The 26,544-nt window shown below is 38.4% G+C and carries 27 protein-coding genes and 1 riboswitch; of the genes, 5 read left to right on the top strand and 22 right to left on the bottom strand.

The features are described 5' to 3' along the window. Positions 1-76: 76 nt before the first annotated feature. Both FN924_RS18835 and FN924_RS07120 read left to right on the top strand, forming a co-directional pair. Positions 77-235, top strand: coding sequence for a hypothetical protein (locus tag FN924_RS18835; RefSeq protein WP_158633962.1), 159 nt, complete (start codon positions 77-79; stop codon positions 233-235). Between the two features lie 54 nt (positions 236-289). Beyond that, on the top strand, positions 290-826 hold the full coding sequence (locus tag FN924_RS07120) for an HXXEE domain-containing protein (protein ID WP_143893061.1): 537 nt from the start codon (positions 290-292) through the stop codon (positions 824-826). 41 nt (positions 827-867) lie between these two features. Here FN924_RS07120 and FN924_RS07115 read toward each other — a convergent pair whose 3' ends face one another. Together FN924_RS07115 and nagE are read right to left on the bottom strand one after the other, a co-directional pair. Then, positions 868-1,782 (bottom strand): DUF7916 family protein, encoded by a 915-nt coding sequence (locus tag FN924_RS07115; RefSeq protein WP_143893059.1) that lies wholly within the window; start codon positions 1,780-1,782, stop codon positions 868-870. A gap of 102 nt (positions 1,783-1,884) precedes the next feature. Beyond that, a complete protein-coding gene (gene nagE, locus FN924_RS07110; RefSeq protein ID WP_143893056.1) occupies positions 1,885-3,330 on the bottom strand; it encodes an N-acetylglucosamine-specific PTS transporter subunit IIBC in 1,446 nt (481 codons plus the stop codon). Between the two features lie 342 nt (positions 3,331-3,672). Between nagE and FN924_RS07105 the strand changes: the two genes are divergently transcribed. Next, positions 3,673-4,404 (top strand): GntR family transcriptional regulator, encoded by a 732-nt coding sequence (locus tag FN924_RS07105; protein WP_143893054.1) that lies wholly within the window; start codon positions 3,673-3,675, stop codon positions 4,402-4,404. Positions 4,405-4,415: 11 nt separating this feature from the next. Further along, positions 4,416-5,333 carry an N-acetylmuramic acid 6-phosphate etherase gene (gene murQ / locus FN924_RS07100; RefSeq protein ID WP_143893052.1) on the top strand — a complete coding sequence of 306 codons (918 nt, stop codon included), beginning with the start codon at positions 4,416-4,418 and terminating at the stop codon, positions 5,331-5,333. Between the two features lie 24 nt (positions 5,334-5,357). Here murQ and FN924_RS07095 read toward each other — a convergent pair whose 3' ends face one another. From FN924_RS07095 to FN924_RS07015, 19 genes are all read right to left on the bottom strand, one after another. Continuing rightward, complete coding sequence (locus FN924_RS07095) at positions 5,358-6,734, bottom strand: SLC13 family permease (protein ID WP_143893050.1); 1,377 nt, start codon at positions 6,732-6,734, stop codon at positions 5,358-5,360. 75 nt (positions 6,735-6,809) lie between these two features. Further along, a complete protein-coding gene (gene tcuA, locus FN924_RS07090) occupies positions 6,810-8,315 on the bottom strand; it encodes an FAD-dependent tricarballylate dehydrogenase TcuA (RefSeq protein WP_143893048.1) in 1,506 nt (501 codons plus the stop codon). Positions 8,316-8,331: 16 nt separating this feature from the next. Then, positions 8,332-9,849 carry a tripartite tricarboxylate transporter permease gene (locus FN924_RS07085; RefSeq protein WP_143893046.1) on the bottom strand — a complete coding sequence of 506 codons (1,518 nt, stop codon included), beginning with the start codon at positions 9,847-9,849 and terminating at the stop codon, positions 8,332-8,334. Between the two features lie 19 nt (positions 9,850-9,868). Continuing rightward, positions 9,869-10,318: a tripartite tricarboxylate transporter TctB family protein gene (locus FN924_RS07080; protein ID WP_143893045.1), complete on the bottom strand. Its 450-nt coding sequence runs from the start codon at positions 10,316-10,318 to the stop codon at positions 9,869-9,871. A gap of 24 nt (positions 10,319-10,342) precedes the next feature. After that, entirely contained in the window at positions 10,343-11,323 is a 981-nt protein-coding gene (locus FN924_RS07075; protein ID WP_143893043.1) for a tripartite tricarboxylate transporter substrate binding protein, read from the bottom strand. A 164-nt stretch (positions 11,324-11,487) separates the two neighbouring features. Continuing rightward, positions 11,488-12,159, bottom strand: a complete 672-nt coding sequence (locus FN924_RS07070; RefSeq protein WP_143893041.1) for a response regulator — start codon at positions 12,157-12,159, stop codon at positions 11,488-11,490. Between the two features lie 6 nt (positions 12,160-12,165). Beyond that, positions 12,166-12,789: a sensor histidine kinase gene (locus FN924_RS19320; protein WP_228409613.1), complete on the bottom strand. Its 624-nt coding sequence runs from the start codon at positions 12,787-12,789 to the stop codon at positions 12,166-12,168. Beyond that, positions 12,786-13,241 (bottom strand): PAS domain-containing protein, encoded by a 456-nt coding sequence (locus FN924_RS19315; protein WP_228409612.1) that lies wholly within the window; start codon positions 13,239-13,241, stop codon positions 12,786-12,788. The genes FN924_RS19320 and FN924_RS19315 overlap by 4 nt, the downstream gene beginning before the upstream one ends. Beyond that, entirely contained in the window at positions 13,238-13,792 is a 555-nt protein-coding gene (locus tag FN924_RS19310; RefSeq protein ID WP_228409611.1) for a hypothetical protein, read from the bottom strand. The genes FN924_RS19315 and FN924_RS19310 overlap by 4 nt, the downstream gene beginning before the upstream one ends. Next, positions 13,779-14,402: a 3'-5' exonuclease gene (locus FN924_RS07060; protein WP_143893039.1), complete on the bottom strand. Its 624-nt coding sequence runs from the start codon at positions 14,400-14,402 to the stop codon at positions 13,779-13,781. The genes FN924_RS19310 and FN924_RS07060 overlap by 14 nt, the downstream gene beginning before the upstream one ends. A 128-nt stretch (positions 14,403-14,530) precedes the next feature. Beyond that, positions 14,531-15,421, bottom strand: a complete 891-nt coding sequence (locus FN924_RS07055) for an ROK family protein (RefSeq protein ID WP_143893037.1) — start codon at positions 15,419-15,421, stop codon at positions 14,531-14,533. Then, on the bottom strand, positions 15,418-16,521 hold the full coding sequence (gene uxuA, locus FN924_RS07050; RefSeq protein WP_143893035.1) for a mannonate dehydratase: 1,104 nt from the start codon (positions 16,519-16,521) through the stop codon (positions 15,418-15,420). Before uxuA ends, FN924_RS07055 begins: the two co-directional genes overlap by 4 nt. Positions 16,522-16,532: 11 nt before the next feature. After that, positions 16,533-17,972 (bottom strand): glycoside hydrolase family 1 protein, encoded by a 1,440-nt coding sequence (locus FN924_RS07045; RefSeq protein WP_143893033.1) that lies wholly within the window; start codon positions 17,970-17,972, stop codon positions 16,533-16,535. A 1-nt stretch (position 17,973) separates the two neighbouring features. Beyond that, the gene (locus tag FN924_RS07040; protein ID WP_143893031.1) at positions 17,974-19,527 is read right to left on the bottom strand and encodes a response regulator transcription factor; all 1,554 of its coding nucleotides are present in this window, start codon (positions 19,525-19,527) and stop codon (positions 17,974-17,976) included. Further along, positions 19,517-20,641, bottom strand: a complete 1,125-nt coding sequence (locus FN924_RS07035; protein ID WP_158633961.1) for a histidine kinase — start codon at positions 20,639-20,641, stop codon at positions 19,517-19,519. Before FN924_RS07035 ends, FN924_RS07040 begins: the two co-directional genes overlap by 11 nt. Further along, a complete protein-coding gene (locus FN924_RS07030) occupies positions 20,634-21,287 on the bottom strand; it encodes a cache domain-containing protein (RefSeq protein ID WP_143893027.1) in 654 nt (217 codons plus the stop codon). Before FN924_RS07030 ends, FN924_RS07035 begins: the two co-directional genes overlap by 8 nt. Positions 21,288-21,323: 36 nt before the next feature. Then, the gene (locus tag FN924_RS07025) at positions 21,324-22,199 is read right to left on the bottom strand and encodes a carbohydrate ABC transporter permease (RefSeq protein WP_143893024.1); all 876 of its coding nucleotides are present in this window, start codon (positions 22,197-22,199) and stop codon (positions 21,324-21,326) included. A gap of 14 nt (positions 22,200-22,213) precedes the next feature. Next, on the bottom strand, positions 22,214-23,089 hold the full coding sequence (locus FN924_RS07020) for a carbohydrate ABC transporter permease (protein WP_143893022.1): 876 nt from the start codon (positions 23,087-23,089) through the stop codon (positions 22,214-22,216). A 66-nt stretch (positions 23,090-23,155) separates the two neighbouring features. Further along, positions 23,156-24,436 carry an ABC transporter substrate-binding protein gene (locus FN924_RS07015; protein ID WP_143893020.1) on the bottom strand — a complete coding sequence of 427 codons (1,281 nt, stop codon included), beginning with the start codon at positions 24,434-24,436 and terminating at the stop codon, positions 23,156-23,158. 235 nt (positions 24,437-24,671) lie between these two features. Continuing rightward, positions 24,672-24,779, top strand: a riboswitch (SAM riboswitch). A 122-nt stretch (positions 24,780-24,901) separates the two neighbouring features. Here FN924_RS07015 and ssuE point away from each other — a divergent pair. Continuing rightward, entirely contained in the window at positions 24,902-25,450 is a 549-nt protein-coding gene (gene ssuE / locus FN924_RS07010) for an NADPH-dependent FMN reductase (RefSeq protein WP_143893018.1), read from the top strand. 46 nt (positions 25,451-25,496) lie between these two features. On the opposite strand, the gene FN924_RS07005 is transcribed toward ssuE, so the two are convergent. Continuing rightward, positions 25,497-26,534: a phosphatidylglycerol lysyltransferase domain-containing protein gene (locus FN924_RS07005; protein ID WP_143893016.1), complete on the bottom strand. Its 1,038-nt coding sequence runs from the start codon at positions 26,532-26,534 to the stop codon at positions 25,497-25,499. Between the last annotated feature and the right edge of the window lie 10 nt (positions 26,535-26,544).

The following is a 26,544-nucleotide window of genomic DNA, read 5'->3' as shown; positions in this document are numbered from 1 at the left end:
CTTTTATAAGTTATGTTCTATCAATACCCATACCTTAATAGAATATTAAAAATAGATAAAATGGAGGCTTAACCGAATGGAGGAACCCGAATACTTGTTGACCTACAATGCCAGTAATTATGAATGGTTTCACTCAAAAGAAGAAATGCTTGATTTTATTGAAGAAAATGAATTATCATCCTATGAGGCCTTGTATATTCCAGAAGCATTTATAGTTGACTTTGAAGATGAATAAAACATTGCTCTATCTTTATGATAAAATAACTTCAAAAAGGATAGAGGTACGAACATGGAACAGTATTTTTCAATTCAGAATTTGATTTGGCTTTTTCCTATTGTGTTTATTTTCCATGACTTTGAAGAAATCATTATGGTTGAAGGCTTTATGAAAAAGCACAGTGCTAGAATCCGTGATAATTTACCACCAAAAGTAGCACGAAGAGTATTAGAACAATTCTCCATGTCTACTGCTCAATTTTCCGTTGCTGTATTAGTCATTTTTGTTTTTGTTTCTAGCTCCACCTACACAGCAAGTCAATACATCTCTCATTCCCCCTTAGGAAATATCCACTTCTTTGTAGTCATGATGATTGTATTCTTTGTCCACATATTTACGCATCTCTTTCAAGCGATTTACTTACGAGTTATGACACCGGGAGTCGTCACGTCTATTTTTTTAGTATTACCATATAGCAGTCTCGTTCTTTTTTCCCTACTTAAGTATGGATATATCACTTGGCATACCATATGGCTCTGTATCCCATTTTCCTTTTTAATTATTCCGGTCGTTCTTTCTGCGCACTGGATTGGCAAAAAGGTCATCTAAACATAGAAAGCATGGATCATTACAATCCATGCTTTCTATGTTTATCGGTTAATGGACGCTGCCATTCGAATATACGTATGTCTTTTTCCACGAATTGCAATCGAGTAATCCATAATATTCTCCGGAATAGCAATTCCAAAGTAACCTGCGTCTCCTATATGGTGCAAATCTGCTCCAACCATCTTATTTTGAAGCGCAAGCTGTTTTATCGTTTGACTATCTGCACCTTCTTGGCTAGTGCCAATCGTAAGCATTGCGAGTGCTTCCTGTTGATGTATCATGGTCACCCATTTTTGCGCTTGATCCACTGTTATACCTGGAACGGTTCCAGGAGAAGGAATTAATATAACATCAGCACCGGCTCCAATAAACGATTGGATTGTTTCCTCATTAATAATCTCACTACCAGCTTCTCCCTTCACACCAGCACCGTGCATTTTTCCGGCAATGATAAACACGCTATCTCCAAGAATTTCTCTTGCGTTCTTAATTGCCTTTAAGATTTGTGAATTACTTACACCAGTTTTCGGATTACCTGTTAAACAAATAAAGTCTAAACCGAGTTCTTTCACTTTCTGAAGAGAATCGGATGTCGCTAAACGGCCTTTCGAAAGGGTAAGAAGCTCTTCCGCAGCTTCTGCTTCCATATCTACAGGTTCTAAATTTATTCCTACTGGACGACCGGTTAATTGTTTTACATGTTCTACCACTTGGTTCCCTTCCGAATCTACTCCCGCTACTTCCGGTTGAAACACATCAAACACGTTCAAGAGAATCAAATCCGCCCCGAAAGCGGCAGCCATTTCTGGATTGGATACTTCAGGATACAACGGTGATGCTGTACAAACAATTTCAGACACGACTGTTCTACCCTCACTTGCTTGGATAGCTTGTAACAATTCGTTTCCACTTGCTCGTGCAAAATCAGATGCTACACAGTTTAAAATTCGTTTCACCATGATCACCTCGGCTTTTCTATATTTTATGTAACAAAAGAGAAGTTCCTTAATTAGAGTTAACTAAGGAACTTCTTTTTATCGTAATTTCTAAAATGCTTATTACTTACCGCGTAATTTGTGCATTTCATCTGCAACGAATTGTACATTCGTTCCAACAATAACTTGGATGTTGTGTTCACTAACAACATTAATACCAGGAACACCAGTTGCCTTAATTTTTTGTTGATCGACTGCATCCATATCTTTTACTTCTAAACGTAAACGAGTGACACAATTATCAACAGACACAACGTTTGCGTCTCCACCTAGTCCTTCATAGATCTTAGCGGCCATTACCGCAAACTTGTCATCGTCATTACTTTCACCCGCTACTACTTCATCTGCATCATCATCTTCACGACCCGGAGTCTTAATGTTAAATTTCGTAATTAAGAAACGGAAGACGAAGTAATAGATAACTGCAAACACTAATCCTTGAACGATTAACATGAGCGGATGATTGGCTAAAGGTAGTCTTGAACTTAAGAAAAAGTCTACAAATCCTGCACTGAAACCAAAACCTGCTGTCCAATTGAATGATGCAGCGATGAATAAGGATAAACCAGTCAACGCAGCGTGTACAACGTAAAGTGCTGGAGCGACAAACATAAATGCGAATTCAATTGGTTCTGTAACCCCAGTGAAGAATGCGGCAAAACCTGCTGCTAGCATCAAAGAAGCAACTTGTTTTTTCTTTTTCGTTTTCGCTGTGTGATACATCGCTAAACATGCAGCTGGAAGCCCAAACATCATAACTGGGAAGAAACCAGCTTGGTACATACCTGTAACTCCTTTTTCACCTTCACCAGACCAGAAGTTCCCGATATCATTAATCCCGGCAACATCAAACCAAAACACAGAGTTTAAGGCGTGGTGTAATCCAGTCGGGATTAATAAACGGTTAAAGAAACCGTATAACCCTGCACCAACAGCACCTAAATCACTGATTGCTTTACCGAATGATACAAGACCGGTGAAAACGAGTGGCCATATGAAAAATAATACAACCGAAACAACAATCATAGAAACCGCTGTCATAATTGGTACTAGCCTTTTTCCACTAAAAAATGCCAATGCATCTGGTAATTTTACATGGCTAAAGCGATTGTAGTTAATAGAAGCAACAATACCAGAAATAATACCAACAAATGCATTTTTAATTTTATCAAAACCTGGATCAACTGCTTCTACATCAACTCCTTGTAACATTGCTACTGTATCTGTTGATAACAGAGTTGTCGTTACTAGAAAAGCTACAAGACCACTTAACGCAGCAGAACCATCCCGATCCTTTGACATTCCTAACGCGACACCGACTGCAAATAAAACGGGGATGTTATCGATAATGGATTTTCCAGCATAAATTAAAAATGCTGCTATTGGACTATCCGCACCCCAACCAGAAGGATCAATCCAATACCCAATCCCCATCAAGATGGCAGCAGCTGGCAATACTGCAACTGGTAGCATCAAGGAACGACCGAGTCTTTGTAAGTAATTCATCATGCTTAAAAGACCTCCCTAAAAAATATAATGATTTCAAAGAAGATGGATAAATAATGGCACACCAATAATCAAAAATACAGGACTTTCTATTCATATGACATATTTACCAATCTCACCCGTATTCTAGCACAACTATGTTATAGATGTCTATACCAATTTTTCAGATAAGTCAGTTTGTTAACCCTTACACGGTACTCCTCCTCCCCCCTATATTTCAAGCTATTTTACTAGTTTCTTATTCCATTATATGCTCGTTCCTTAATGTCTAGACATCTATATATAAAAAATGATATTCTATAGGAAATCTTTACAGAAATTGCTTTCCGAGAAGGAGAGATTACAGTGATAAATAAGCAATCTCCTGTCCCCATTTATTATCAACTAGAAGAACAGCTTAAAAATCAAATTGAAAGCGGTATCCTCCAGCCTGGGGATCCCATATGGTCAGAACGAGAATTCACAGAAAGATACGAAATTAGTAGAATGACTGTGAGACAGGCGATTAACAATTTAGTTCATAGTGGATTACTGTATCGTATAAAAGGAAAAGGAACCTTTGTCACAGAACCAAAGCTAGAACAGAAGCTAACTGGTTTAACTAGTTTCACAGAGGATATGCAATCAAGAGGCTTAACGCCTAGTAGTTCCATTATAGGATTTTCCATCGTACCAGCATCACAAAACATAGCGACCGAACTACAGCTAAAGGAACACGCACCTGTGTACGAAATAAAACGAATTCGGTTAGCGGATGGAAAACCGATGGCATTAGAAAAGACATACTTATCTGCGAACCTAGTGGTCGGCCTTACCGAAAAAATAGTTCAAGAATCTTTATATCAATATGTAGAAGGAGCATTACAATTAATAATTGAAAGCGGTACACAAGAGATAGAAGCTTCAAGTGCTTCTAAAGAAGAAGGGAAATTGCTACAGGTCCCTTTTAACTCTCCCCTTCTTTGTATGAAACGGAAATCTTTTTTATCAGATGGAAAAGTATTAGAGATTGTCCAGTCGTCATACCGTGCTGATCGGTATAAATTTATGGTTCGATTAGATCGAGGTCTTTTTTAAGGAGTGATACCATGAGCGATAGACGTATAACGGAAACTGTTAATCCAAACAGCATCTCGATTGACGAGATGTCTTCCACGGATATTGTAGCTTTAATGTTAGAAGAGGATAAAGCAATCTATACCGGATTAAAATCGATTACCTCCACTATTGCAGCAGGAATTGATCTTATTGTAGAACAATGGAAACAAGGTGGTCGAGTTTTTGTAGTAGGAGCTGGAACAAGTGGACGAATTGGAATTCTTGACGCCGCTGAGCTCGGCCCAACGTTTTCTATTGCTCAAGAAAGATGGATGGGTTTTATAGCAGGTGGCTATGAGGCAATGTGGAAACCGCTTGAACAGCACGAGGATGATGAACATAAGTCTGTAGAGGAACTAAAAAATCAGCAGTTTTCAAACAATGATGTACTTATCGGGTTAACTGCAAGTGGTACGACTCCGTATGTTCTAACCGCTTTATCGTATGCAAATGACATTGGTGCACGGACTATTTCTGTAAGCTGTAATCATCAGACCCGCTCTTCTGCTCTAAGTGAATGTGGCATTGAAGCAGTCGTTGGACCTGAGGTAATAAAAGGCTCCACCCGATTAAAAGCTGGAACGGCACAAAAAATGGTGATGAATATGCTTTCTACTGGTGCAATGATTCGACTTGGGAAGGTCTATCAAAACCAAATGGTGGATATGCAGCTTATAAATAAGAAATTAGTAGTACGTGCAGAGCAAACATTAGCAGAAATAACGGATATTTCAGAGGCAGAAGCTAGCACCCTGTTGCGGGATAGTGACTATGACTTAAAAGTAGCAATATTTAAAAAGATCACTAACAGTACGCTAGAAGAAGCAAACCAGCAACTTTCAAATGCGAATGGTCATTTAAAAAATGCGATAAATCACTTTTATACAAACAAAGGAATTGGAGAATAACCTCCAATTCCGTTTTCATCCTAATTACACAATCCATCTCCAATATAACGTCGCTGAAAGAATCACAATAATCAGCCAAATGAATAAAGCCCATTTCCCAATTCTAAATAAATCTTTCTCATCAAAATAACCAAAAGAAAAGCTAATTAAATGTACGGGAGACTGTGTGATAAGCAAAAAACCCGGTATTCCTGTAAGAAAAACAGCCATGGCAACAATGATCGGCTCCATTCCTATTAAATTTTCACCTATAGTTAATGCTAATGGCAACATGATGGTTAAAAAACCTAGTATATTTACGAAAATGATTCGTAACAATGCGGTGCAGACAATTAAAACTATTAAAATAATTACTGGAGATGCAAAATTATTATGTAGAACAATCCAGTTGGCAACCCACCCAACCGTATCAGTTTTGATAAGCATTCCAGAAACCATCAGAGTAGATGCAAAAAATATCATCATATCCCAATCGACCGATTTTCTTGCCTCCTCCCAGTTCCATACGCCGATACCTGGCATAACTGTCAATGAAGCTCCTAGAAGTCCTACCAACGGGATAGAAAATCCGTGGAGGTTTTGAGTTATCCATAATAGTAAAGTAACCGCCATGATACAGGATATTTTAACTTCATTCTTGTTAACCGCTCCAAGCTCTTCCACCTTCCCATCAATTAGAGATTTTAGCAGTTCTTTGTCCAAATGTTGATATGGAAAATGAATTAATAGCAAAACCCATAGTAGTATGATAAATAGTAAAATGGGGGGAGCAAAATACATGATCCAAGTTAAAAAAGAAAAATGATGTGTTGAATCTTGAAAAATACCAAACGTATATATCGTAGAACTTGCTCCAGTTGCTACAAATCCTCCTGAAATAGCTGCTAAATAGGCTACCCCTATAAACAATGATTTTGCTAGATTACGAACATCACTTATCTTTTCCAAGCTCTTTATTACACGATCAAGTATTGAAGAAAGTAGACTTCCTTTCCCGATGTTGGAAGGAATGAGTACTGCTAGAATAAACATAAGAAAAAAAGATAGTAATAATAGAAAACTACCAGACCCCTTTGAAAAGCTCAGCATTTTTAAAGAGACCCGATTGGCTAACCCCGTTTTAATAAACGCCTTTGAAAGGATAAATGTAGAAAATAACAACCAAACAATATCCGAACTAATATATCTTAAAGTCTCTTCGTAACTAAAAAAATGGAATGATAGTACGAGTATCAAGAGAATGGAACTAAACGCAAGTGGAAAGACTCTTCCAATCCATAGAATTTGTACAATCAATAAAGCAATTAGCCCCTTTACTTTTATATCCCACTCTAATAACGGAACAAAGAATAGAACATACAACCCTAAGCAAACAATAAATAAAGCCATTTTTTTATTCATACGCTAACCCCTAATCTTGTTCTCAAGCCAAGATTAAAGACCACCATAAAGGTGGTCTCATTTCATGACAATAAGCTACTTTTGAGACAATGTTCGTTTTTCTTGCACATATCTTGCAGCGGATGTTCCAGCTGTTTTCCCAAATACAGAACCAGACATGAGCCCTGATCCTCCCGGGTAATTTTCGTAAAAAATACCTCCAACCATTTCACCAGCAGCAAATAGTCCTGGAATCGGATTATTGTGTTTATTTAATGCTTGACCCTCCGTGTTAACATGTATCCCTGCAAACGTGAACGTAATTCCACATGTAACTGGGAAGGCATAGAACGGCCCCTTATCTATTGGGAGTGCCCAGTTCGTCTTAGCTGGTACAACTCCTTTGGTTGATTTTCCATCTTTTACCGTAGGATTAAACTCTCCTTCTTGAACAGCTTGATTGTATTCTTCTATTGTCTTCAAAAAAGCTTGCTTCTCAACAGGAAGTTGTTCTACCAACGCTTCTATAGAGTCGGCTTGATAGGAAGTAGCCTCTTCTCTATTATATTCCTCACGAAGAAGATTTCTGACCTTCGAATCATAAATCTGGTAGGCGATGTGGTCAGACTGCTTCAAAATCTCACGACCGTATTTGGCATACGTATAATTTCTAAAATCTGCCCCCTCATCTACAAAACGCTTCCCATGTTTGTTCAACATGATACTTAACGGATAAGAATGTTTTTTATAAATATCTCCTGGTTTCTTGAAATCGCCTACCACCGGCGCTTCGGAATCCGTACCAATGGAGTGACAACCTGTCCACTGTCCATAAGGCTGGGCTCCTACCTCAAGTGCCATTTCAATTCCGTCACCTGTATTATATTCTGTACCACGCACTATAGCTGATTCCCACTCATCTCCGAGATGTTTTTTACGCAGAGCTTTATTAGCTTCAAAACTGCCACAGGCAAGAACGACACATGACGTAGTTAATTCGAGTGTGTCTCCACTTTTATCAACTAGCACAGATGAGACAACACCATTTATTACTCCTATTTTTTTTGCTGCGGCACTATACCAAATATCGATATCACTCTCTTCAGCACGATGAAATAATTGTTCCATTAGTCCAATGCCCCGTCTTTCAGTCCTGACCGGGAGTCCTCCCCAAAACTGTCTCTTACCATTCTTTACAAAAGATTGATTGGAGTAATTTAATTCAAAGTTAACACCTTCATTACTCATCCATACAATGGTGTTATAGGACTCCTGAACGAGATGTCTAGCAAGTTCAGGGTCACTTTGCTCGGCCGTCACCCTCATCAGATCATTATAATAGTCGTTCTGATTATATTCGGGCATAATAATCGACGCTGCTTCATCATCAGAAAGCTCATGAATAATTGCACGGATATCCTCTAAATCATTGTACGCAAATCGGATTGCCCCATCAGTAAAATATGAATTTCCACCCCGCTTATGCTTAGGTGCTTTCTCTAATACTAAAACGGACGCTCCATTTTCACGAGCTGTCAATGCAGCTGTTAAAGCCGCATTCCCTGCTCCAACCACAATTACATCATATTGTTTTTCTTTCATATTTTAATCCTCCTCGTTATGAGACGTCTTTAGATGATAGATTCCGCTTAATTTCCTTTCTACTTTTTATCCACTTAATTAGCAAAGGATACGTTAACGATAGAATCGTCATGATGATGAGCCCAATGCTAATGGAGGAAGAAAAGAAAATTCCTAGATTTCCATCCGAAGATAAGACTGCCTTCCTGAAATTCTGCTCCATATCAGCTCCTACAATAAGTGCTAATACTAGTGGTGCAATCGGAAAATCTAGCACCTTCATTAGAAGGCCTAAAATACCAAACACGAGCAACAGATAAAAATCGAAAGTATTGTAACTTAACGTATAAGTACCGATAAACGCCAATAGTACGATTAACGGATACAAAACTTTAGGAGGTGTATCTAAAATTTTTACGAGCAAGCCAACTAATAAAATGTTTATTATCACTAGTGCAATATTTCCAATAAACATACTGTTAATGAGAGACCAAACGGTTTCTGGCTGATTTTCAAATAATAATGGACCTGGTCGAATCCCTAACATAATGAGAGCACCGAGCATAACTGCCGTAGTCCCCGACCCAGGGATTCCCATTGTAAGCAAAGGAATCATTGCTCCGACAGAAGCCGCATTATTAGCAGATTCGGGTGCAGCTAACCCCTCCACCGCTCCTTCCCCAAACTCCTCAGGCTTTTTGGAAAGTTGTTTTTCTGTTGTATAGCTAATCATCGATGCAATGGAACCTCCAGCTCCTGGCAATACACCAACAATAAACCCTAGTGGCCCACTTCGAAAAATCGGCCACTTGGAACGTTTCCACTGCTCTTTACTAAACCAGATTTTCCCTACTTTTTTCTTTTCTTTCTTCAAGTCATCAATTGTGAGAAAGTTGTAAAGAACCTCTCCAATTGCATAAACTCCGATAATCACAATTAGAAAGTCAATTCCCTCACTTAAGTGAGGTACCCCCATTGTGAATCGATATACACCTGTCTGTGTATCAATACCTACTGTGCTTAATAGCAACCCAAGAAACATTGCAATAAAGCCTTTTATCATTCTACCAATCGATAAGGATACAATTGCCGATAAGGTTAATAACATAAGAAGAAAATACTCTGCAGGGCCAAATTGTAAAGCAAAATTAGCAAGTGGTTCCGCTAAAAAAATAAAACCAACAACAGCAATGATTCCTCCAATAAAGGAAGCTACTGCCGATATAGCCATTGCTTCTCCAGCCATCCCCTTACGAGCCATTGGATAACCATCGAAAGTTGCAGCGATAGCAGATCCGTCACCTGGTGTATTTAACAAGATGGAACTTCTGGAACCACCGTACATTGCTCCATAATAGATAGCTGCCATTAAAATGATCGCACTAGTTGAGTCCATTCCAAACGTAACAGGGATTAATACTGCTACCGCTGTTGCAGGACCTAAACCCGGAAGCATCCCTACTACAGTTCCTAAAAACCCCCCAACGATAACCCATAATATATTAATAGGTTCTAACGAGGTCATTAATCCGGTCATAAAACTATTAACATCCATTTTTCTTTATTCCCTCCTCTCATGGCAGACTGACCCCTAAAAGTTCACTAAATGCGTACCATGAAAAGAAAGAAAAACAAACCGCAACGATAATATTTGTCATCCATTTTTTCTTTCCATTTAAAACAAACAAAAGTGTTCCTAGAAACAGAAAGGTAGAAATAAGAAACCCTACTCTTTCAAAAAGAAGGGAGTAGCCTACTCCTAAAAGAATGGTTAGGCCTATTAATTTTGGAGTTCTTCCAGTTAGCAATTGACTTATTACCTTATGATCTTCTTCTCTCTTTTTCCATTCTTGTGCAAGATACATGAAACTAAATAGTAATAACAAAATGCTTAACCCAATTGGGAAGTATAAAGGACCGTTTGGGTTCCCAAGGTTAGATTTCTCTATCTGAAATGAAGCAATTAAAAAGGAGCATCCAAGAACAAGTAACAGGGTTGGCATAGCTAGTTTCCATATTTTCATCTTCCATTGCTCCTCCCTCCATCATCATTCTGCGAGACCAGATTGATTTACTAATCTTGTGTACAGTTCATGTTGCTCTTTCATGAACGCAGCTGTTTCTTCACTATCTTTATAGAACCCTTCCCAATCGTTGTTTTTCAACACTTCTTTCCACTCCGCAGACTTAACCATTTCTCCTAATTTCTTATCCCAGTATGCAATTTCTTCCTCCGTCATATCCGGTGGTCCCATAATACCTCTCCAGTGAGGGAATACCATGTCTACGCCCTCTTCTGTCCATGTTGGAACATCGTCTAATCCTTCAATTCTTTTTTCAGACGAAACTGCTAAAATTTTCAATTTGCCTGCAACGTGCTGATCTTTCACTTCGGACAAAGAGGTTGTAACTGCATCTACGTGACCACCTAAGAGAGCTGTCACAACATCACCACCACCTTCATACACTAGGAAGTCTACTTGCGATGGATCCACGCCATATTCATCCGCTGCTTGAACAAAGGAAAGGTGATCATCATTCCCCAATGCTGGACCTACCCCAATCTTGATGGACTTTGGGTCTTCTTTCATCTGCTTCATTAATTCAGAAGCAGACTTATACTTCGAATCAGCAGGAACCGCAATGGCTTGCCATTCTGTAGCTAACGTAGCTAGTGGTGTAAATTCTTCATATGTGAGATCACTTTGCCCCAACAAATTATTGGTAAGCACTAAACTGGAATTGACTGCTAAGTAATGCGCATCTTTCGATTGCAAATACTTCCAACCAACCTCTCCGCCACCACCTGGCTTATTTACTACATTAATGTTTTGGCTTACAAGCTCTTTATCTTGTAAAACCTTTTGAACAGAACGCGCTGTTAAATCCCAGCCGCCTCCTGGTGATGCAGGAGCTATAATTTCAACTTTCTTTTTCGGAAAATCTCCACTTCCTGAAGCTGAGTTAGCTCCACCACATGCTGAAAGCACTAATACAATGAACAAGATCAAAATGGAAAACTTCTTCATGAACACACCCCTTATGAACTCATTTAATCTGTATTTCTCCTATCCCTTGAAGAAATAATGTATTTACAAGATTTATGCTAACTTTCAGACAATTGAATGTAAACGTTTCCAAAATATTGTTTTTTATATGCATAAAATGAATTGTGTTCATTTTGTTCACGAAACTATCTAGCATGGTATCTTCTTTCAGGACGACCAACAATTCCATAGGTGTGCTCCACATCTGCTTGACCAATTCCGACTAAGTATTCAAGATACCTTCTGGCTGTTGTTCTTGATGCTCCCATTTTTTCTCCTACTTCCTCAGACGTAATCCCAGCTGATTGCGCACTTAATATGTCATTTACTTTTTTTAACGTTAAATTATCTATCCCTGATGGGAGAACAGTTTTTTCTGGTACGCTAGAAGTCGAGCCAAAAAAATGGTTAACTGTTTCTTGATCCACTTCATTCATAGATTCCAAGACATTCCTATTTCTTAGATACTGTTTGATTGCTGAGGAAAATTGTTCAAGTGTTACAGGTTTTATGATGTAGTGTTGAACGCCATATTGTAACGCTTTTTCAAGAAAGGATTTATCTGTTGCTGCAGTAATCATAATAACGTTAACTTTGGGGTAGGCTTGTCTTATTCGGTGAAGAAGTTCTGTTCCCAATGAGTCAGGTAAATAAACATCTAATAAAATTAAGTCAACCTGTTTTCTTTCTAAGTATTCCATTACTTCTTTTGCATTCATTGCTTTTCCTATTAGTCTTAGTTCCGGGAACCTAGTTAAGTATTGCTCATGAATTTCTGCCACACGAAAATCATCCTCTGCAATAAGTACGTTATACATAACGCTTCACTCCTCTTTCTTAATCGGAACTTTTTTTGGTAATATAATGGTGAATGTCGTCCCTTTTTCTTCTTCGCTACTGTATTCCAACCATCCATTTAATGCATCAATTTCCTCTTTAACGTTTGCTAATCCATAGCCACGATTTACCCCCTTCGAAGAGAACGCTTTCATAAATATCGACGATTCAATCGTTTTCTCTATCCCCTTCCCGGTATCTTCAATCTCAAAAATAATATCATTGCCTACATCCGTAACGAACAAAGTAACAGTTGCAGCCTCTTTATTTGCCACCGCATCAAATGCATTATCAATTATATTACCTAAAATAGTAATAAGTGGTGAAATTCCAATATGCTTTGGCAAAAAATGGAGAGTACTTTCCGGATCAATAATAAAGTTTATTTTCTTTTCAGATGCTTTTGCTAGTTTTCCTAAGAGAATAGCTTGCACTTTTTCATCCTGTATTTGACTCATAAACAAAGTAGAATGTTGCGTTTGCAACGTAGCTTCCTCCTGTATAAGTGCAATAGCATCGTCTACTCCTAATTGTATCAGTCCCAAGATGACGTATAACTTATTAGTAAACTCATGCGCTTGTGCTCGAAGATCTTCTGAATATTGCTTCACTTCAGAAAGAGCATCCACCATTTTTTTTTGATATCTGTCTTATCCCGGAAGCTTGCCACAACACCTACTGTTTGTTCCTCTTCAAAGATTGGCTGTGTATTTATGATAAGCGTACGTTGATTGTGAAGAATCTCAATATTTGTTTCTGGCTTATTAGAATGGAGAACTTCCAACAGCTTGGGAGAATGAATAACCTCTGAAATTTCTTTCCCACTCACATCCTGTGTAATATCTAACAGCGATTTAGCCGAGAAGTTTGTCATGGTTACTTTACGTTTTGCATCTATTGCCATAATCCCTTCCTTCACAGACTGGAGAATCCCTTCTTTTTCTCTATAAAGACTAGAAATCTCATGTGGCTCAAGGCCAAGAGTATCTTTTCTAATGCTTTTTGCTAGTAAAAAGCTCCCTATAATTCCTAGCGCTAAGACTCCTATCGAATAAATAATCATCTTCTGAAGATCTGAAACAATCTCTTGTGTTGAATCGTTTCAACATTGAATGCCACTTCGACAGTTCCAACTACTCGTTTATAAGCACCATAGTCTATTATAATAGGAGAGATGCCTTTTAATATATTGGGTTCTTCTTCCTCACTATGCGTAACATAATAGCTCCCAAAAACTCTAGATCTATATAAGTCATCTAGCTCATCCTGGAGTTCCATATCTCCAGGGTTGGCATATATGGTCCCATCTTTATGAACAATTCGAATAAAAGAAGCGTCCACTTGGTCCCTAATTTGCTCAACTAATGGATTAATATTGTTAGGAGCGGGAGAGAGAAACGCTTCTTGGATACCTGGCATATAAGAAAGGGTTTTTGATGTTTGTAAAGCCAGTTCTTCTGCTTGTTCCGTATCCTCTCTTGATTCCATATAGAAAAAAACACTCGTAAGCGATACGATAATCAACACAATAAGGGAGACAACTAGTCCTAAAATTTTAACTTGTAATGAAACATTTAACAATCTTTGTATGAAGGGAAGTTTACGAACGGCCAATGCTCCCCCTCCTTTGAGAATGGCTCCTCGTTTTCACCTTAGGTGTAACGTAACTTCTTTCATAGATTTGACCACAGGAAATTCTATACATATCAAGAAGACTTGAAATAACAGGGATATTTTTTTCCTCTAATGCTTTATGTAATAAATGGACAACCACTCTCGCATCTTCTAACGCATTGTGATGGTTAAAATGGATGGAATGAATGTCTGCTAAGTGATTGAGCTTATAGTTTTCTAACCTTGGCCAAATTTGTTTAGAGAGCGCTACAGAACATATATATTGGATAGTCGGGTATGGCAGCTCATAGCGATCCAAGGTTGCTCGTAGTACACTCATATCAAAGCTAGCATTGTGCGCGACAACCAACCCATTTTCAACGTATTTTTGAATAACTGGCCACAGCTCGTCAAATGTTGGAGCGTCGACTACATCTACTTCTTCTATGCCGTGGACATAAATATTGTAAGAATGAAATTCCATTAATGGATTAATTAAACTATAAAACTCATCGATAATTTTCTTCCCATCGGAAACAACGATCCCGATTGCACATGGACTAGAGCGATATTTATTCGCGGTTTCAAAATCTATGGAAACGATATTCATATAGTAGTCCTCCTAAACGTTGTATATTCTATTATTCTACCAAGCTTTTTCCAAAGATAACATGGAGAAAATTAGAATGTAGTATAGACACTGAAAAAAATTAAGCCTTTCCCGTAATGGAAAGGCTTTTATAGTCCCTCATACTTTTTCTTATACCCATAAACTGCACCGAGTAAATTTGCGTTCTGTCTAAAGTGACACGCTTGAATGTTAGGCGTAATTTTGGCAAGGTCAATGGCTCCAAGAAGTTTGCTCAATTTTTCTTGTATCTTTGGAATTAGATCCTTTCGCACACTGATGCCGCCACCAATTAACAGCAATTCTGGATCGTAGATGTATTGAAGATTATAAATCCCAATTGCTAACAAGTGATACCACTCCTCCACGAGCTGATTGACGTCTTTGTCTCCTTTATCTACCATGTCAAAGATTTCTTCTCCTGTTAGTTGATCTGCTTGCAAGCCTTTTCGTGCGGCCACTTTGCGGACTAGTGCTTTACTGGATGCTACTCGACTCCAAACATCGTTGCTGTCCTTCACGTCTGAGGTCAACAGCATATATCCAAATTCTCCGCCATGAATATTTGCACCTTTATGGATGGTACCATCCTTGATAACTGCTCCTCCAATGCCAGTGCCAATAACCATGACCATAACATCCTTTTTCCCTTTTGCTGCCCCTTGCCAAAGCTCTGCATAGGCAGCGCAGTGTGCATCATTTTCCATAAATACAGGATAGCCAGTCTGTTCGCTAATTAACTCTCTGATGTTTGGACCGTGCAAATACTTTACTGCACTTGATCCATAAATAATTCCAGAGTCGGAGACAGCTCCTGGTGCGCTAACTGCTATTCCTTCTACATCGTTTTTCATTCTTGATAAGCGAGCTATATCTTCTAATAATACCCCTAATGAAGTAGGTGTCTTAAACTTATCCTGGTGCACAATATGTCCGTTAGAGTCTACTAATCCATACTTGACATACGTTCCACCGATATCAAATGCAAGATATCTACTCATTTCTTCTCCTCAATTCTATGAAAAGCACTTGATTTTTCTCTTACCAAGCAATCCCAAATGCCTAACAAATACATGACGCCTAATGCACGGTCATATAATCCATAGCCCGGTCTTGCTTTTTCATCCCAAATCATTCGGCCATGGTCTGGGCGGATATAGCCTGTGAAACCATAGTCATGAAGTGCTTTCACTATCCCATATATATCTAAAGAACCATCTTGTCCTCGATGAGAGGCTTCAGCAAAATCTCCATTTTCCTCTATTTTAATATTGCGTACATGCACAAACGGAACTCGATCGCGATGCAAAAACTCTCGAAAAATCTCGGGCACGTTATTGTTTGGATTTGCTCCAAGCGAACCTGAGCATAACGTTAACCCATTATACGGACTATCGACAAGGTTTACTATACGGGCTAGGTTCTCTTTATTCGTTACAATTCTAGGAAGTTTAAAAACAGACCAAGGTGGATCATCTGGATGAATCGCCAACTTTATATCACATTCCTCTGCTACTGGAATGACGTTTTCTAAAAAGTATTGAAGATGATTAAATAAGTCTTCCTCGGATACAGACTCGTATAACGTAAAGAGACGCTTTATTGTTTTCATTCGTTCTGGTTCCCAACCTGGAAGCGGATAGCCATTCGAATTATGTTCTACTTGTTCCGCAAACTGGAGCGGATCAATCGAATCAATGAGATTTCTTTGAAAAGCTAAAACATTCGAGCCATCCGGCAGTGGCTTTGCCAAATCTGTACGTGTCCAATCGAAGATTGGCATGAAATTATAGCAGACGACTTTAATTCCGACGGTAGCTAGATGTCGTAATGTTTGTTGATAGTTTTGAATGTATGCATCTCTTGTAGATAGACCTAACTTAATATCTTCGTGAACATTAACACTCTCGATTACTTCCAAATTTAATCCGGCATTTAATACGTGTTGCTTTAATTGCTGAACCTTCTCTAACGGCCACACTTCCCCGACAGGAACATCATATAAAGCTCCTACAATTCCATCCATTCCTGGGATTTGTTTTATCTGGTTTAACGTAACGGTATCCTCTTTTTCACCAAACCAACGAAACGAAACTTTCATGCCATCTCTCCTTATTTGTACACTGCCTCATCTTCAACAACTAGGGTTCTAGATTCAATCAAATCCTTATACCAGTAAGCTGATTTCTTCAACCTGCGATTTCGATTATCCTCTAGGTTAATTTCCACTAAACCGTAACGGTTTTTAAATGCATTCATTGGAGAAACATTGTCCGAGAATGCCCAGAGCATATAGCCTTTGCAATTTGCGCCTTCCTGTACAGCCTTTAGCAGCCAATCTAAATGCTGGCCGATGAATTCAATCCGGTAGTCATCTTGTATTTGACCATGTTCATCTTTAAAACGCTGTTCATTCTCAACACCCATCCCGTTTTCCGCGATAAACCATTCAATATTTCCATACTCGTTCTTCATACGCATTGCCATATCATACATAATTTGTGGATAGATTTCCCAACCTCGATATGGATTCATTTTCTTGCCTGGCAAGTCAAACTTTTCATAATAGAACTCTGGATGAAACGGAGTATTCTCATTCCAAGCTGTGCTTCTCGCTTTTACACGATGCGGGAAATAAAGATTAAGCCCAACGTAATCCACTGTATTTTCTCGTAGCATGTTCAATTCATCTTCTGTGTAGTTGAAGGTGATATCATGCTTGTTCATAAGCGTAAATAACTCTTCCGGATAGGTGCCTTTAATGGCAGGGTCGAGAAAAACACGATTAAAGAAAAGGTCATACATTCTAGCAGCTTCTTGATCGTGTTTAGCAGTAGATCTGGCGTAGGTGACTTCCGGATTTAATATAACGCCAATCTTGGCACCATACTTTTCTTTTAATTGCATGGTTCGAAACAATTGTACGACTCGAGCCGTAGCCAATACTTTGTTATGATTCCATTGCATCCATTTTTTTGTGTTTTGCTCAAACGGATAACGAATGGCATCCAAATAGACTCTTGTTTGAACCACAACTGGTTCATTAAATGTAAACCAATGTTTGACACGGTCTCCGTACCGTTCGAAAACCTTTTCGGCATATTTAACAAATAGCTCCAAAACATGCTTCGAACCCCAGCCTCCATACTTTTCAAAAAGGACTGCTGGTACTTCATAATGCTCCAAGCAAATCATGGGTTCCACACCGTTAGCGAGTAATTCATTAATCATACGATCGATATAAGCAGCGTACTCCTCATCGACGACCGCTTCTTCATAATCGGTTAAAAAACGGGACCAATTAATTGAAGTACGAAAATGAGTTAGACCAATTTCCTTCATATAGCCAATATCCTCTTTGTACCGATTGTAAAAATCTGTTGCTCCTGCTGGTCCATAGCCGTTATGCCACACATGCTTGTTATTTTTATACCAAAGGTCTAAATAAGAATCCTGGAAAGGCTTTTTTCCATCCCATCCTTCTGTTTGCCATGCTGAAACCGCTGCACCCAACATAAAATCTTTAGGTACTTTAACCGTTTTCGTCTGCATACTATCTCTCCTTTTCCTGAACTTTTTCTTTAGAAGACATCCAAGCGCGATATTTTGTAGGAGTCAAATGTACAAACCTCTTAAAGACGTCTACGAAATATTTGTATTCATGGAAACCAACCATTTCTGCTATCTCATTAATCTTCAATGGGGTTTCCTCTAAAAGCGTTTTTGCTTTTTCTACACGCAATTCATTGAGGTATTCATTAAAGCTTTTTCCTGTCTTTTGTTTAAATAACGTACTAAAATAATTCGGAGATACGTTCACTACATCCGCTACTTCGTGTGCTTTGATGTCCGAAGCATAATAGGATTGAATGTAATGCTCAGCACGCTCGATCATCCACATTTTATTTTCTTTTTGCTGAATAAAAGAGAGCACCTTCTCCACATCTTCTTCAAACTTCTTCTGCAGAAGTGATAATGAATTCCACACATGGACATTAATCTCTTTCCTATAAAAAATGGATTCATCTTCATTAAATGAGGATCCTAACGTTACAACAATGCTGTGAATAATAGATTGAAATAATTCCTTAACATTACTTAAGGGAATCTTTTCCTTATGGAGCTGAGTAAACAACTCCTGCATCTGACTTTTAACCGTGTTGTAGTCCGCTGTAAAGATAAGCTCTACAAACGTTTCTTCCCATTCCTGTTTCCAAGTCCCTAAATCTCGTTCTGAATGGGGAGAATAAGCCGAATAAACGGGCTGCTCCTCAATCGCTATCCGCTCAATCCCCTGTAAAAGATCAGGATACACCTCATGTAAATCCCCAAGAAGAATAGAGGTTGGGTAGATAACCATGTTCAAGGGGAGTTCTACAGATGCCACTACTTCCTCAATGAATGAAGGGGTTGTTTCAGCTTCTGTTGCCTCTACACATGTCAATAGCACATTTTCAGAAAGAAATACGGAATAGGCCATATACCCTTCTTTAGAGAAAGCATCTTTTATTTGACGTTTCCATCCCACTTGCCATTTATCCAATAAATATTCAGACAAATGGCCCGTTTCCTTTGCATACTCCTGAACCATCGTTATAAAAGGATACATGCTCAAAGACTGAAGATCTCTGAGGGTATCCGAATGGATGGAAATACCATCAAAAAGCTGTTGATACATGGCTTGACTAATATTAAGTTGGCGGTGATTTGTAAACGTTTGGCGCTCCTCTTCCATCTCATCTTTCACTTTTTGTGTAACTTCCATTAACTCGTCAATATCAACTGGCTTTAATAAATAATCTCGAACACCGATTTGAATGGCTTGTTGTGCATATTTAAATTCATCATATCCACTAATCATGACAATCTTCATCTTCGGGTACTGAGTAGCGATTTGGTTAGCTAACTGAAGCCCATCCATTACTGGCATTCGGACATCCGTTAAAACTAAGTCCACTGTTCCATTGTTCTTCAGCCAATCTAACGCAGCCTCCCCGTCCTCGGCCACCCCTACCACTTCCATATCATAGTTCGCCCAAGGAACAGTACTTTTAAGGCCTTCTCGAATAATCGGTTCATCATCAACTATTAGAAGCTTAAAGGACATTTTCTTCCCCCGATTCTTCCTTTATTCGAAGCTTATCCTCTTCGGTTACAAATGGAATTTGAACTCGAACCCAGGCTCCATCCTCGTAATCTAGGATGTTAACATTCGCCCCATTACCAAATGCTAAATAAAGCCGGTCTCGTAAATTTGTTAAAGCAAATCCTGAGCCACCACTCGGTTTATTTTCTGTCTTTCCGAAGCCTACACCGTTGTCTAGTACATCAAGCCAGATATGTTGACCATGTAAATAACACCGAATGATAATGTTTCCAGTATCTTTTCGATTTTGAAGACCATGGACAATACTATTTTCAACTAATGGTTGTAGCAGTTGCTTTACGACAATAGCGTTTTTTATCTCATCCTCCGAATAAATGGTAAAGGAAAGTCGCTCTCCAAGTCTTTTCTTCTGTAATTCTAAATAGTTTTGGATATAGGAAAGCTCTTCTTCTAATCTAACCCATGCTCTTCCTCTGTTTAAATTCATTCGAAACATTTTAGACATTCGTTCAATGAGTTGTCCGGTCTCTTGAGCTTGTTCTATTCGAGCTGTCCATCGAATCATGTCTAACGTATTATATAGAAAATGCGGATCAATCTGGTTCTGGAGAGCTTTTAATTCCGTCTCCTTTTGCTTTATTTTTAATTTATATTCTCTATTAATATATTCTTGAATCGTCCGAACCATGTTGTTAAAACGCATTCCTAATATACCGATTTCGTCCTTTGATGTTACTTTTACGTTTGCTGCAAAATTCCCGTTTTCTAGCTGCTTCGTTTGTTTGGTTAATTCGGAAATCCGTTTAATATTGAAATAGTAGAATCCAATGAATGCTACGATTCCTAAAAGTAAGAGTAGTAGAATCATATCAAGAATAAGTGCACGGACTCGGTATAACTCCCCGACTACTTCGTCATCGTTCACAATGGCTACAGACACCCAAGGCGTTCCATTGATAGGGCGCTTTACGACGAGATGGGTTCCATGATCTGCTTTATAAGACATCGTGGTATGATCACTAGTAGCCACGAATTCACTAACTTCCTCATCTGGATACTTTTTCCCCACCATGGTTTGGTCTTTATGAATGATAACGTTGCCATTTTCAGACATAATAAAGTAGCTTCCCCTGCTGCAATGGAGCATTTGCCTCCATTCGATCGAATACAGCTGCTTGATCCAATCGAACTCTTACCAATCCAATTGCCTGGTTAATATTTCGTAAATCATTAATAATTCTAGTTAAGCTTAATACGTTATACGTTCCGCCCCAGTCACTTTCCACTTGATATGTGCTGCTCCAAGTAGGAGCACCACTCTCATGTAGAGCAGCCAAATCCAATTCTTCCTCTTCTCCAGATACAGGATTTCCAAACTCTAAAGAATTTCCATCATATCCTCGTAGTTCAATCGAATTAATATAATCGTGCGTCATTAATTGAAAGGTAAAGTACCCACGAATGCTTTCTTCCGCACGTTTATATGCCATTTCGTGGGTATCTTCTTTTGCTGTCTTAAAGAATGTCCGAAAATCACTGTCATAAATCATATAAGAAGTCATATTTTCAATGCTCGCTACCATCGATTTTAAGGTTTCTTCATTAACTTCCATTCTACGGATTGTGTTCTGTTCTGCTTGTTCCTTGAATGTAGTTGTCGTTTGATAGTAAATAAGAAACCCGAATAATACAGTTGGTAATGTGATTAATATAAGAAAGACTGTTAGAAATTGTTTCTTTAGTCCCCAGTTTCGAAACATCGGACATCCATCCTTTTAGCCGGTAATACTTCCATTCTATCCCTTTACAGCACCGGCTGTCATGCCTTTCACAATTTCTTTCTCTAACAATAAATAGAACGCTACGATTGGAATAAGAGACATGGTTAAACCAGCCATTTGCGCCCCGTAATTTGTCGTAAATTGACCAGCAAAGCTTGCTAATCCTAGTGGAAGCGTTTGAAGAGCAGGATCATTGATAAGAACTAATGCAAATGAAAATTCATTCCAATTGTAAATAAAATTAAGAATAATCACCGTTGCAAGTGCAGGTCTCGACATTGGTAGAATGATAGACCAAAAGATTCGAAAAATGCCACATCCATCCATAACTGCTGATTCTTCAATATCCTTCGGAAATGCTTTCATAAAGCTTGTTAAAATAAATATCGTGATAGGAAGGTGGAATGCAATATACGGAAAGATTAGCGTTATTGGTGTATTCAACAGCCCAAGATTCCGAATCAAGATAAACATTGGAACTAAAGTGGCATGAATTGGGATAAGCATTCCGAAAATAAAAAAAGTGTACACAACCTTGTTCATTTTGAACGTAAATCGAGATAAAAAGTAAGAAGCAATTGCACCAATCAGAACGGTCGAAATTGTTGCTGCCAAACAAACAAATATACTATTTTTAAAAAGAACCCCGAAGTTTGCTGTATTCCAGGCATTCACGTAATTATCCAATACAAATGTATCTGGCCAGCCAAATTGATCCACTTGGAATTCTTTCTCTGACTTAAAGGAGTTGATCACCATCCAAAGAATCGGATAGGCGTTCACAACTGCGAAAATCGTTAATACTGCATAGATGAGTAGTCGCTTTACACTTCTTTTCTTCTTCGTTTTTTGTGGAGTCTTTTTTAACTCAGATTGGACAACTGTCTCCATATTGTGCCTCCTCTCTAAATCATTTTCTTACCGAAAATTTTGTTCACTAAATAAATAAGAATCAAACTAAAAAAGAAGATGAGCACGGACACAGCACTTCCATATCCATACTGCAATTGGCTAAATGTTTCATTGAACATATAAAGTGCCATTACTTCGGTAGAATGAGATGGTCCACCATTTGTCATGACATAAATTAAATCAAAGGTTTTTAAACTCCCCGCAATACAGAGAATAACTGCTACTATCACCGTATCCCAAATCATTGGAACAATTATTTTCCTTGTCGTCGTCCATTCTGATGCACCGTCTATTTTTGCGGCTTCTAATACTTCTTCTGGAATATTTTGAAGGGCAGCTAAAAAGATGATTAAATAAAGGCCAACAAATTGCCAGATTACCGTAATACATACAGAGATCATCGCTAGGTTCGTATCCCCTAACCAATTTTGAGCCCATCCTTCTAATCCAACTGTACGTAATACTCCGTTTATCAAGCCATCTTCCGAGTTGTAGATGAGACTCCATGTTAAGGAAATAACAACCGTCGATAATACGACAGGCAAAAAGCCAATAGTACGAAATATTTTTAATCCTTTTAGCTTTCGATTTAATAATAAGGCGATAAAAAGTGCAATCGGAACCTGCCCGAAAACTGATGCTAATACAACAAAGATGTTATTCTTAACACTATTCCAAAAAAGTGGATCTTGAAAAATCTCTTTAAAATTAGCTAATCCGACATACGTCATTTCAGAAAAGCCGTCCCACTCCATCACCGAATAGTAAAAGGATTGTAGAATGGGAAGAATGGCAAAAATCACATAGATGATTAGTGCAGGCAGTAACCCTAGAATAATTGCTCCTCTTCTTTTTCCAACTGCGTGCATAGTAAACCTCCTCTCCGAAACGTGGATAGATAGACAGGCTGCTACCCTAGCAACCTGCCTCTTATTCTATTGCTCTTTTTCAGCCTGTTCCTGCATATCTTTTGCTACTTCCTCCGGCGTTTTGTCACCAAGTGTTATCGCTTGAAGTCCATTATTAATAATGTCTGTTAGTTCTGGACTAAGTGTGGCATCATAAACAGGAGCCAGTCCGCCTTGTGCCAGCTTATTTGCCTCTTGAAAGACTTGTGGAATATCCTCTCCCATTTTCACATCTGCTGGTACAATAATGTTTGCTTTCACTAATTGCTGATACATGTCATCACTGTAGAAGAATTTTAGAAATTCCAATGCTGCTTCTTGCTCTTCCTTGGATAAATCACTATTTAGAGCAATCCCGCCTCCTGCAACTCCTGCAATTTTAGCCGGATCTCCGTCTCCCCCTTCAAAGCTAGGAAATGGAGCTACCCCGATATTATCCACGTTTTCCACACTATCTAGCACTGGACCAATTGCCCAAGAACCAGCAAAGTGCATCGCTGCATTTCCAGCATTAAACTCACTTCTCGCTTGCGCTTCATCAATGGTATTCATATCTCCGTTAAAGGCTTTCATAGTAGCGAGTTCTTCAATGACCTTCATCGAGTTGATAAACTGTTCATTTTCAAAGCTTGCTTCTCCACTGATAGCATTTGGTAAGAAATCACTACCTGTAAATCGATCAGCAATCGTAGAAATATAGACAGATTGCAATGGCCAAATCGCTTTATTACCTAATGAAATTGGTGTTTTACCATCTTCATTTAATGCTGTAATGAGTGATTTGAGCTCTTCATACGTCTTAGGAAATTCTTCAAACCCTGCAGCTTCCACCATATCCTTGTGATAGAATATTAAGCTCGTTTCACTGATGTTTCCTGGAATCGCATATTGAACTCCATCATATTGATAGTCTTTCATAATACCCTCTGGGATTTCACCTTCCCAATTGTCTTTTATCGAATCTAGTGAAAGAGTTGCCCCTCCTTTTGCCAATGGAGCGAGTCTTGCTCCTGGCCATACACGGAACATATCAGGTAGTTGATTTCCCGCAGCTTGTGTCCGAAGCTTTGTTTCATACTGATCGTGTGGAATCGCTTCGATCACAACCTCTATGTCATCATGCTTGTCATTAAATTTTTCCACCATTTTTTTATAGGCCGTATTCTCAGGTCGATCCTCTGTCCAGTCATTCCACAATGTTAGTTCGATAACATCACTTCCAGAAGTAGTCTCTCCTTCTCCTCCATTACAGGCTGCCAAAGTTAAAACAGTTATAATGCCTACGAGTAGAATACTTAGCTTTTTCATTTCTTTTCCCCCTTCATTTGATAACGCTTACAAATGATTGTAACAGCTTTCATTTTATTCACTATCCGAAAAATCTATAAAAATATCCGAAAATTTACGATGTTTTTACAATCCTATTTGTTCAGCCAACTTCTTAGAAAATGACGAAATATGTAAAATGAAAAGTTCAAATCTTTTCTTACATCCCTGTTGACAATCCCATATAAGGACAGTAAGATGAATTACAAAATCAATATTCTTATCAAGAGAAGCTAAGGGAACTGGCCCGTTGACGCTTCAGCAACCTCTGACTATGTCAGAAAGGTGCTACCTCCAGCAAGATTTTTTTCTTGAAAGATAAGAGTGCATACATATATGAAAACTGCCCTCTTTTTCATGAAAAGGGGGCTTTTTATATGCTTCAAGATGATCGGAAAATCATCCACACTCTTATAAAAACATTTTATTAGTGAAAGGATGTATCACATGAGTGACATTGTTGTGTTATCTGGAAGTCCATCTGAACAGTCTCGAACAGATATTGTTTTACGTTATTTAGGACATTTATTAGAAAAGGAGAAGCTATCTGTTTCACACATTTCTGTACGGGATATTCCACAGGAGGTTTTATTTCTTGGACAGCACGAAAGCCCAGTTATTCAAGATATTACGGCACTTATCCTTCAAGCTAAAGGTGTAATTATTGGATCTCCTGTTTATAAATCAGCGTATTCTGGAGTGTTAAAAGCACTTATCGATCTTTTGCCACAGGATGTGCTTCAGGATACACCAGTTCTTCCTCTCATGACGGGAGGTAGTGCTGCACATTTGCTAGCCATAGAGTACACTTTAAAGCCGTTACTTGCCAATCTAAAAGGCCAAAACTTAAAAGGAGTTTATTTGCTAGATAATCAGATTAGTAAAGAACTGCTTGAACAACCAATTATAGATGTAGAAATTTTAGAAAGAACTCGGAAACAACTATATTATTTTATCCAAACCGTACAAAAGCAAAGAACAGCCGTATTTCGTTAAGACAGACTTGGATGCAAAAAGAGCCGAATTTTTTTACTTTTCGGCTCTATCCAATCTCTTTATTTAATGCTGTCTTTTTCTTCTTATTGATTAACAAGACTAGTTGTAAGAATGTCGTAGGCAAAAATGTATTTTTATAAGCTAAATACTTCGGTTCCCAAGTACAAGCAAACTTTTCTTTAAATTCCTTCAACCCTTTGAAATTATATAATGAATTTCCATATAGATACGCTAAACGTATGAACTTTTCCGTTGCAAACGAATACTTGCAGCTACCTACGTTCGATAGTGGTGCCATCCCTAAGCTACAGGTTTCATATTCATTTTCTTTTGCCCATTGTAAAATATGAATGAATAGTACATCCATCGTTCCATGAGGACTGTCTTCACGTTTACGCATTAAATCTATATTAATAGTTTCTTTAAAGTCATCAGCAAGTGTTGCAAACGCAACAATTTCATTATTTGCATTGTATAAGATTCCTACATGGAATCTGGATACATATTCTTTACTGAAGGAGACAACGGAGAACGCCTTTTCCTTTTGATCTCCAAGCCATGAATCGGAAACTTCCTTCAACGCTTGTAGTAGTTCGCTTGAGAATGGCGGATTAAGAACTTCGAAACGAAAGCCATTACGTGTGAATTTATTAAACCTTGTCCGCAATTTGGCCCCCTTTTTTCCAGCCAATGAAAAGTTTTGGAGATTGACTTTCCCTTCTTCTCCAAGCTTGATAAATCGATAGCCCGTTTCATGATAATATTGCATGTAGGCAGGACTAACTTGATAAAAAACAGGCTTTAAACCTTGAATTTTACAATACTTGTGAAATTCAAGGATTGCTTCTGGAAGTGAATCCTCCGGTCCAATTGGATCCCCTAATACGACTAATTTATTTGCAATTTTTTTATATACAATTAATACCGTTTGCCTTTGTGCCCAATATACTTCTTTATCATTTAAAAAGAATAGATGAGAGACATGATTGCCTCCATTGAGTTTTAGGAATTCTATCATATGTTTAGAATGAAGGTCCACGCTATTTGCCGATGTTTCCATCTTTGCTGTCAATCTCTTTCCCATGAATAAATCT

Source organism: Radiobacillus deserti (genome assembly GCF_007301515.1).
GTDB classification, from domain to species: domain Bacteria; phylum Bacillota; class Bacilli; order Bacillales; family Amphibacillaceae; genus Radiobacillus; species Radiobacillus deserti.
This window is presented reverse-complemented; position numbering and strand designations above follow the sequence as displayed.

Bases quoted from the DNA above. Each gene is read 5' to 3' on its own strand.
- FN924_RS07035 (WP_158633961.1), bottom strand. From the start codon at position 20,641: ATGTCTGAAAATGGCAACGTTATCATTCATAAAGACCAAACCATGGTG.
- FN924_RS07075 (WP_143893043.1), bottom strand. From the start codon at position 11,323: ATGAAGAAGTTTTCCATTTTGATCTTGTTCATTGTATTAGTGCTTTCA.
- FN924_RS18835 (WP_158633962.1), top strand. From the start codon at position 77: ATGGAGGAACCCGAATACTTGTTGACCTACAATGCCAGTAATTATGAA.
- FN924_RS07030 (WP_143893027.1), bottom strand. From the start codon at position 21,287: ATGTTTCGAAACTGGGGACTAAAGAAACAATTTCTAACAGTCTTTCTT.
- FN924_RS07095 (WP_143893050.1), bottom strand. From the start codon at position 6,734: ATGAATAAAAAAATGGCTTTATTTATTGTTTGCTTAGGGTTGTATGTT.
- FN924_RS07070 (WP_143893041.1), bottom strand. From the start codon at position 12,159: ATGTATAACGTACTTATTGCAGAGGATGATTTTCGTGTGGCAGAAATT.
- nagE (WP_143893056.1), bottom strand. From the start codon at position 3,330: ATGATGAATTACTTACAAAGACTCGGTCGTTCCTTGATGCTACCAGTT.
- FN924_RS07020 (WP_143893022.1), bottom strand. From the start codon at position 23,089: ATGCACGCAGTTGGAAAAAGAAGAGGAGCAATTATTCTAGGGTTACTG.
- FN924_RS07060 (WP_143893039.1), bottom strand. From the start codon at position 14,402: ATGAATATCGTTTCCATAGATTTTGAAACCGCGAATAAATATCGCTCT.
- FN924_RS07005 (WP_143893016.1), bottom strand. From the start codon at position 26,534: ATGGGAAAGAGATTGACAGCAAAGATGGAAACATCGGCAAATAGCGTG.
- FN924_RS07025 (WP_143893024.1), bottom strand. From the start codon at position 22,199: ATGGAGACAGTTGTCCAATCTGAGTTAAAAAAGACTCCACAAAAAACG.
- FN924_RS07040 (WP_143893031.1), bottom strand. From the start codon at position 19,527: ATGTCCTTTAAGCTTCTAATAGTTGATGATGAACCGATTATTCGAGAA.
- uxuA (WP_143893035.1), bottom strand. From the start codon at position 16,521: ATGAAAGTTTCGTTTCGTTGGTTTGGTGAAAAAGAGGATACCGTTACG.
- tcuA (WP_143893048.1), bottom strand. From the start codon at position 8,315: ATGAAAGAAAAACAATATGATGTAATTGTGGTTGGAGCAGGGAATGCG.
- FN924_RS07080 (WP_143893045.1), bottom strand. From the start codon at position 10,318: ATGAAAATATGGAAACTAGCTATGCCAACCCTGTTACTTGTTCTTGGA.
- FN924_RS19315 (WP_228409612.1), bottom strand. From the start codon at position 13,241: ATGATTATTTATTCGATAGGAGTCTTAGCGCTAGGAATTATAGGGAGC.
- FN924_RS07085 (WP_143893046.1), bottom strand. From the start codon at position 9,849: ATGGATGTTAATAGTTTTATGACCGGATTAATGACCTCGTTAGAACCT.
- ssuE (WP_143893018.1), top strand. From the start codon at position 24,902: ATGAGTGACATTGTTGTGTTATCTGGAAGTCCATCTGAACAGTCTCGA.
- murQ (WP_143893052.1), top strand. From the start codon at position 4,416: ATGAGCGATAGACGTATAACGGAAACTGTTAATCCAAACAGCATCTCG.
- FN924_RS07055 (WP_143893037.1), bottom strand. From the start codon at position 15,421: ATGAGTAGATATCTTGCATTTGATATCGGTGGAACGTATGTCAAGTAT.
- FN924_RS07045 (WP_143893033.1), bottom strand. From the start codon at position 17,972: ATGCAGACGAAAACGGTTAAAGTACCTAAAGATTTTATGTTGGGTGCA.
- FN924_RS07120 (WP_143893061.1), top strand. From the start codon at position 290: ATGGAACAGTATTTTTCAATTCAGAATTTGATTTGGCTTTTTCCTATT.
- FN924_RS07015 (WP_143893020.1), bottom strand. From the start codon at position 24,436: ATGAAAAAGCTAAGTATTCTACTCGTAGGCATTATAACTGTTTTAACT.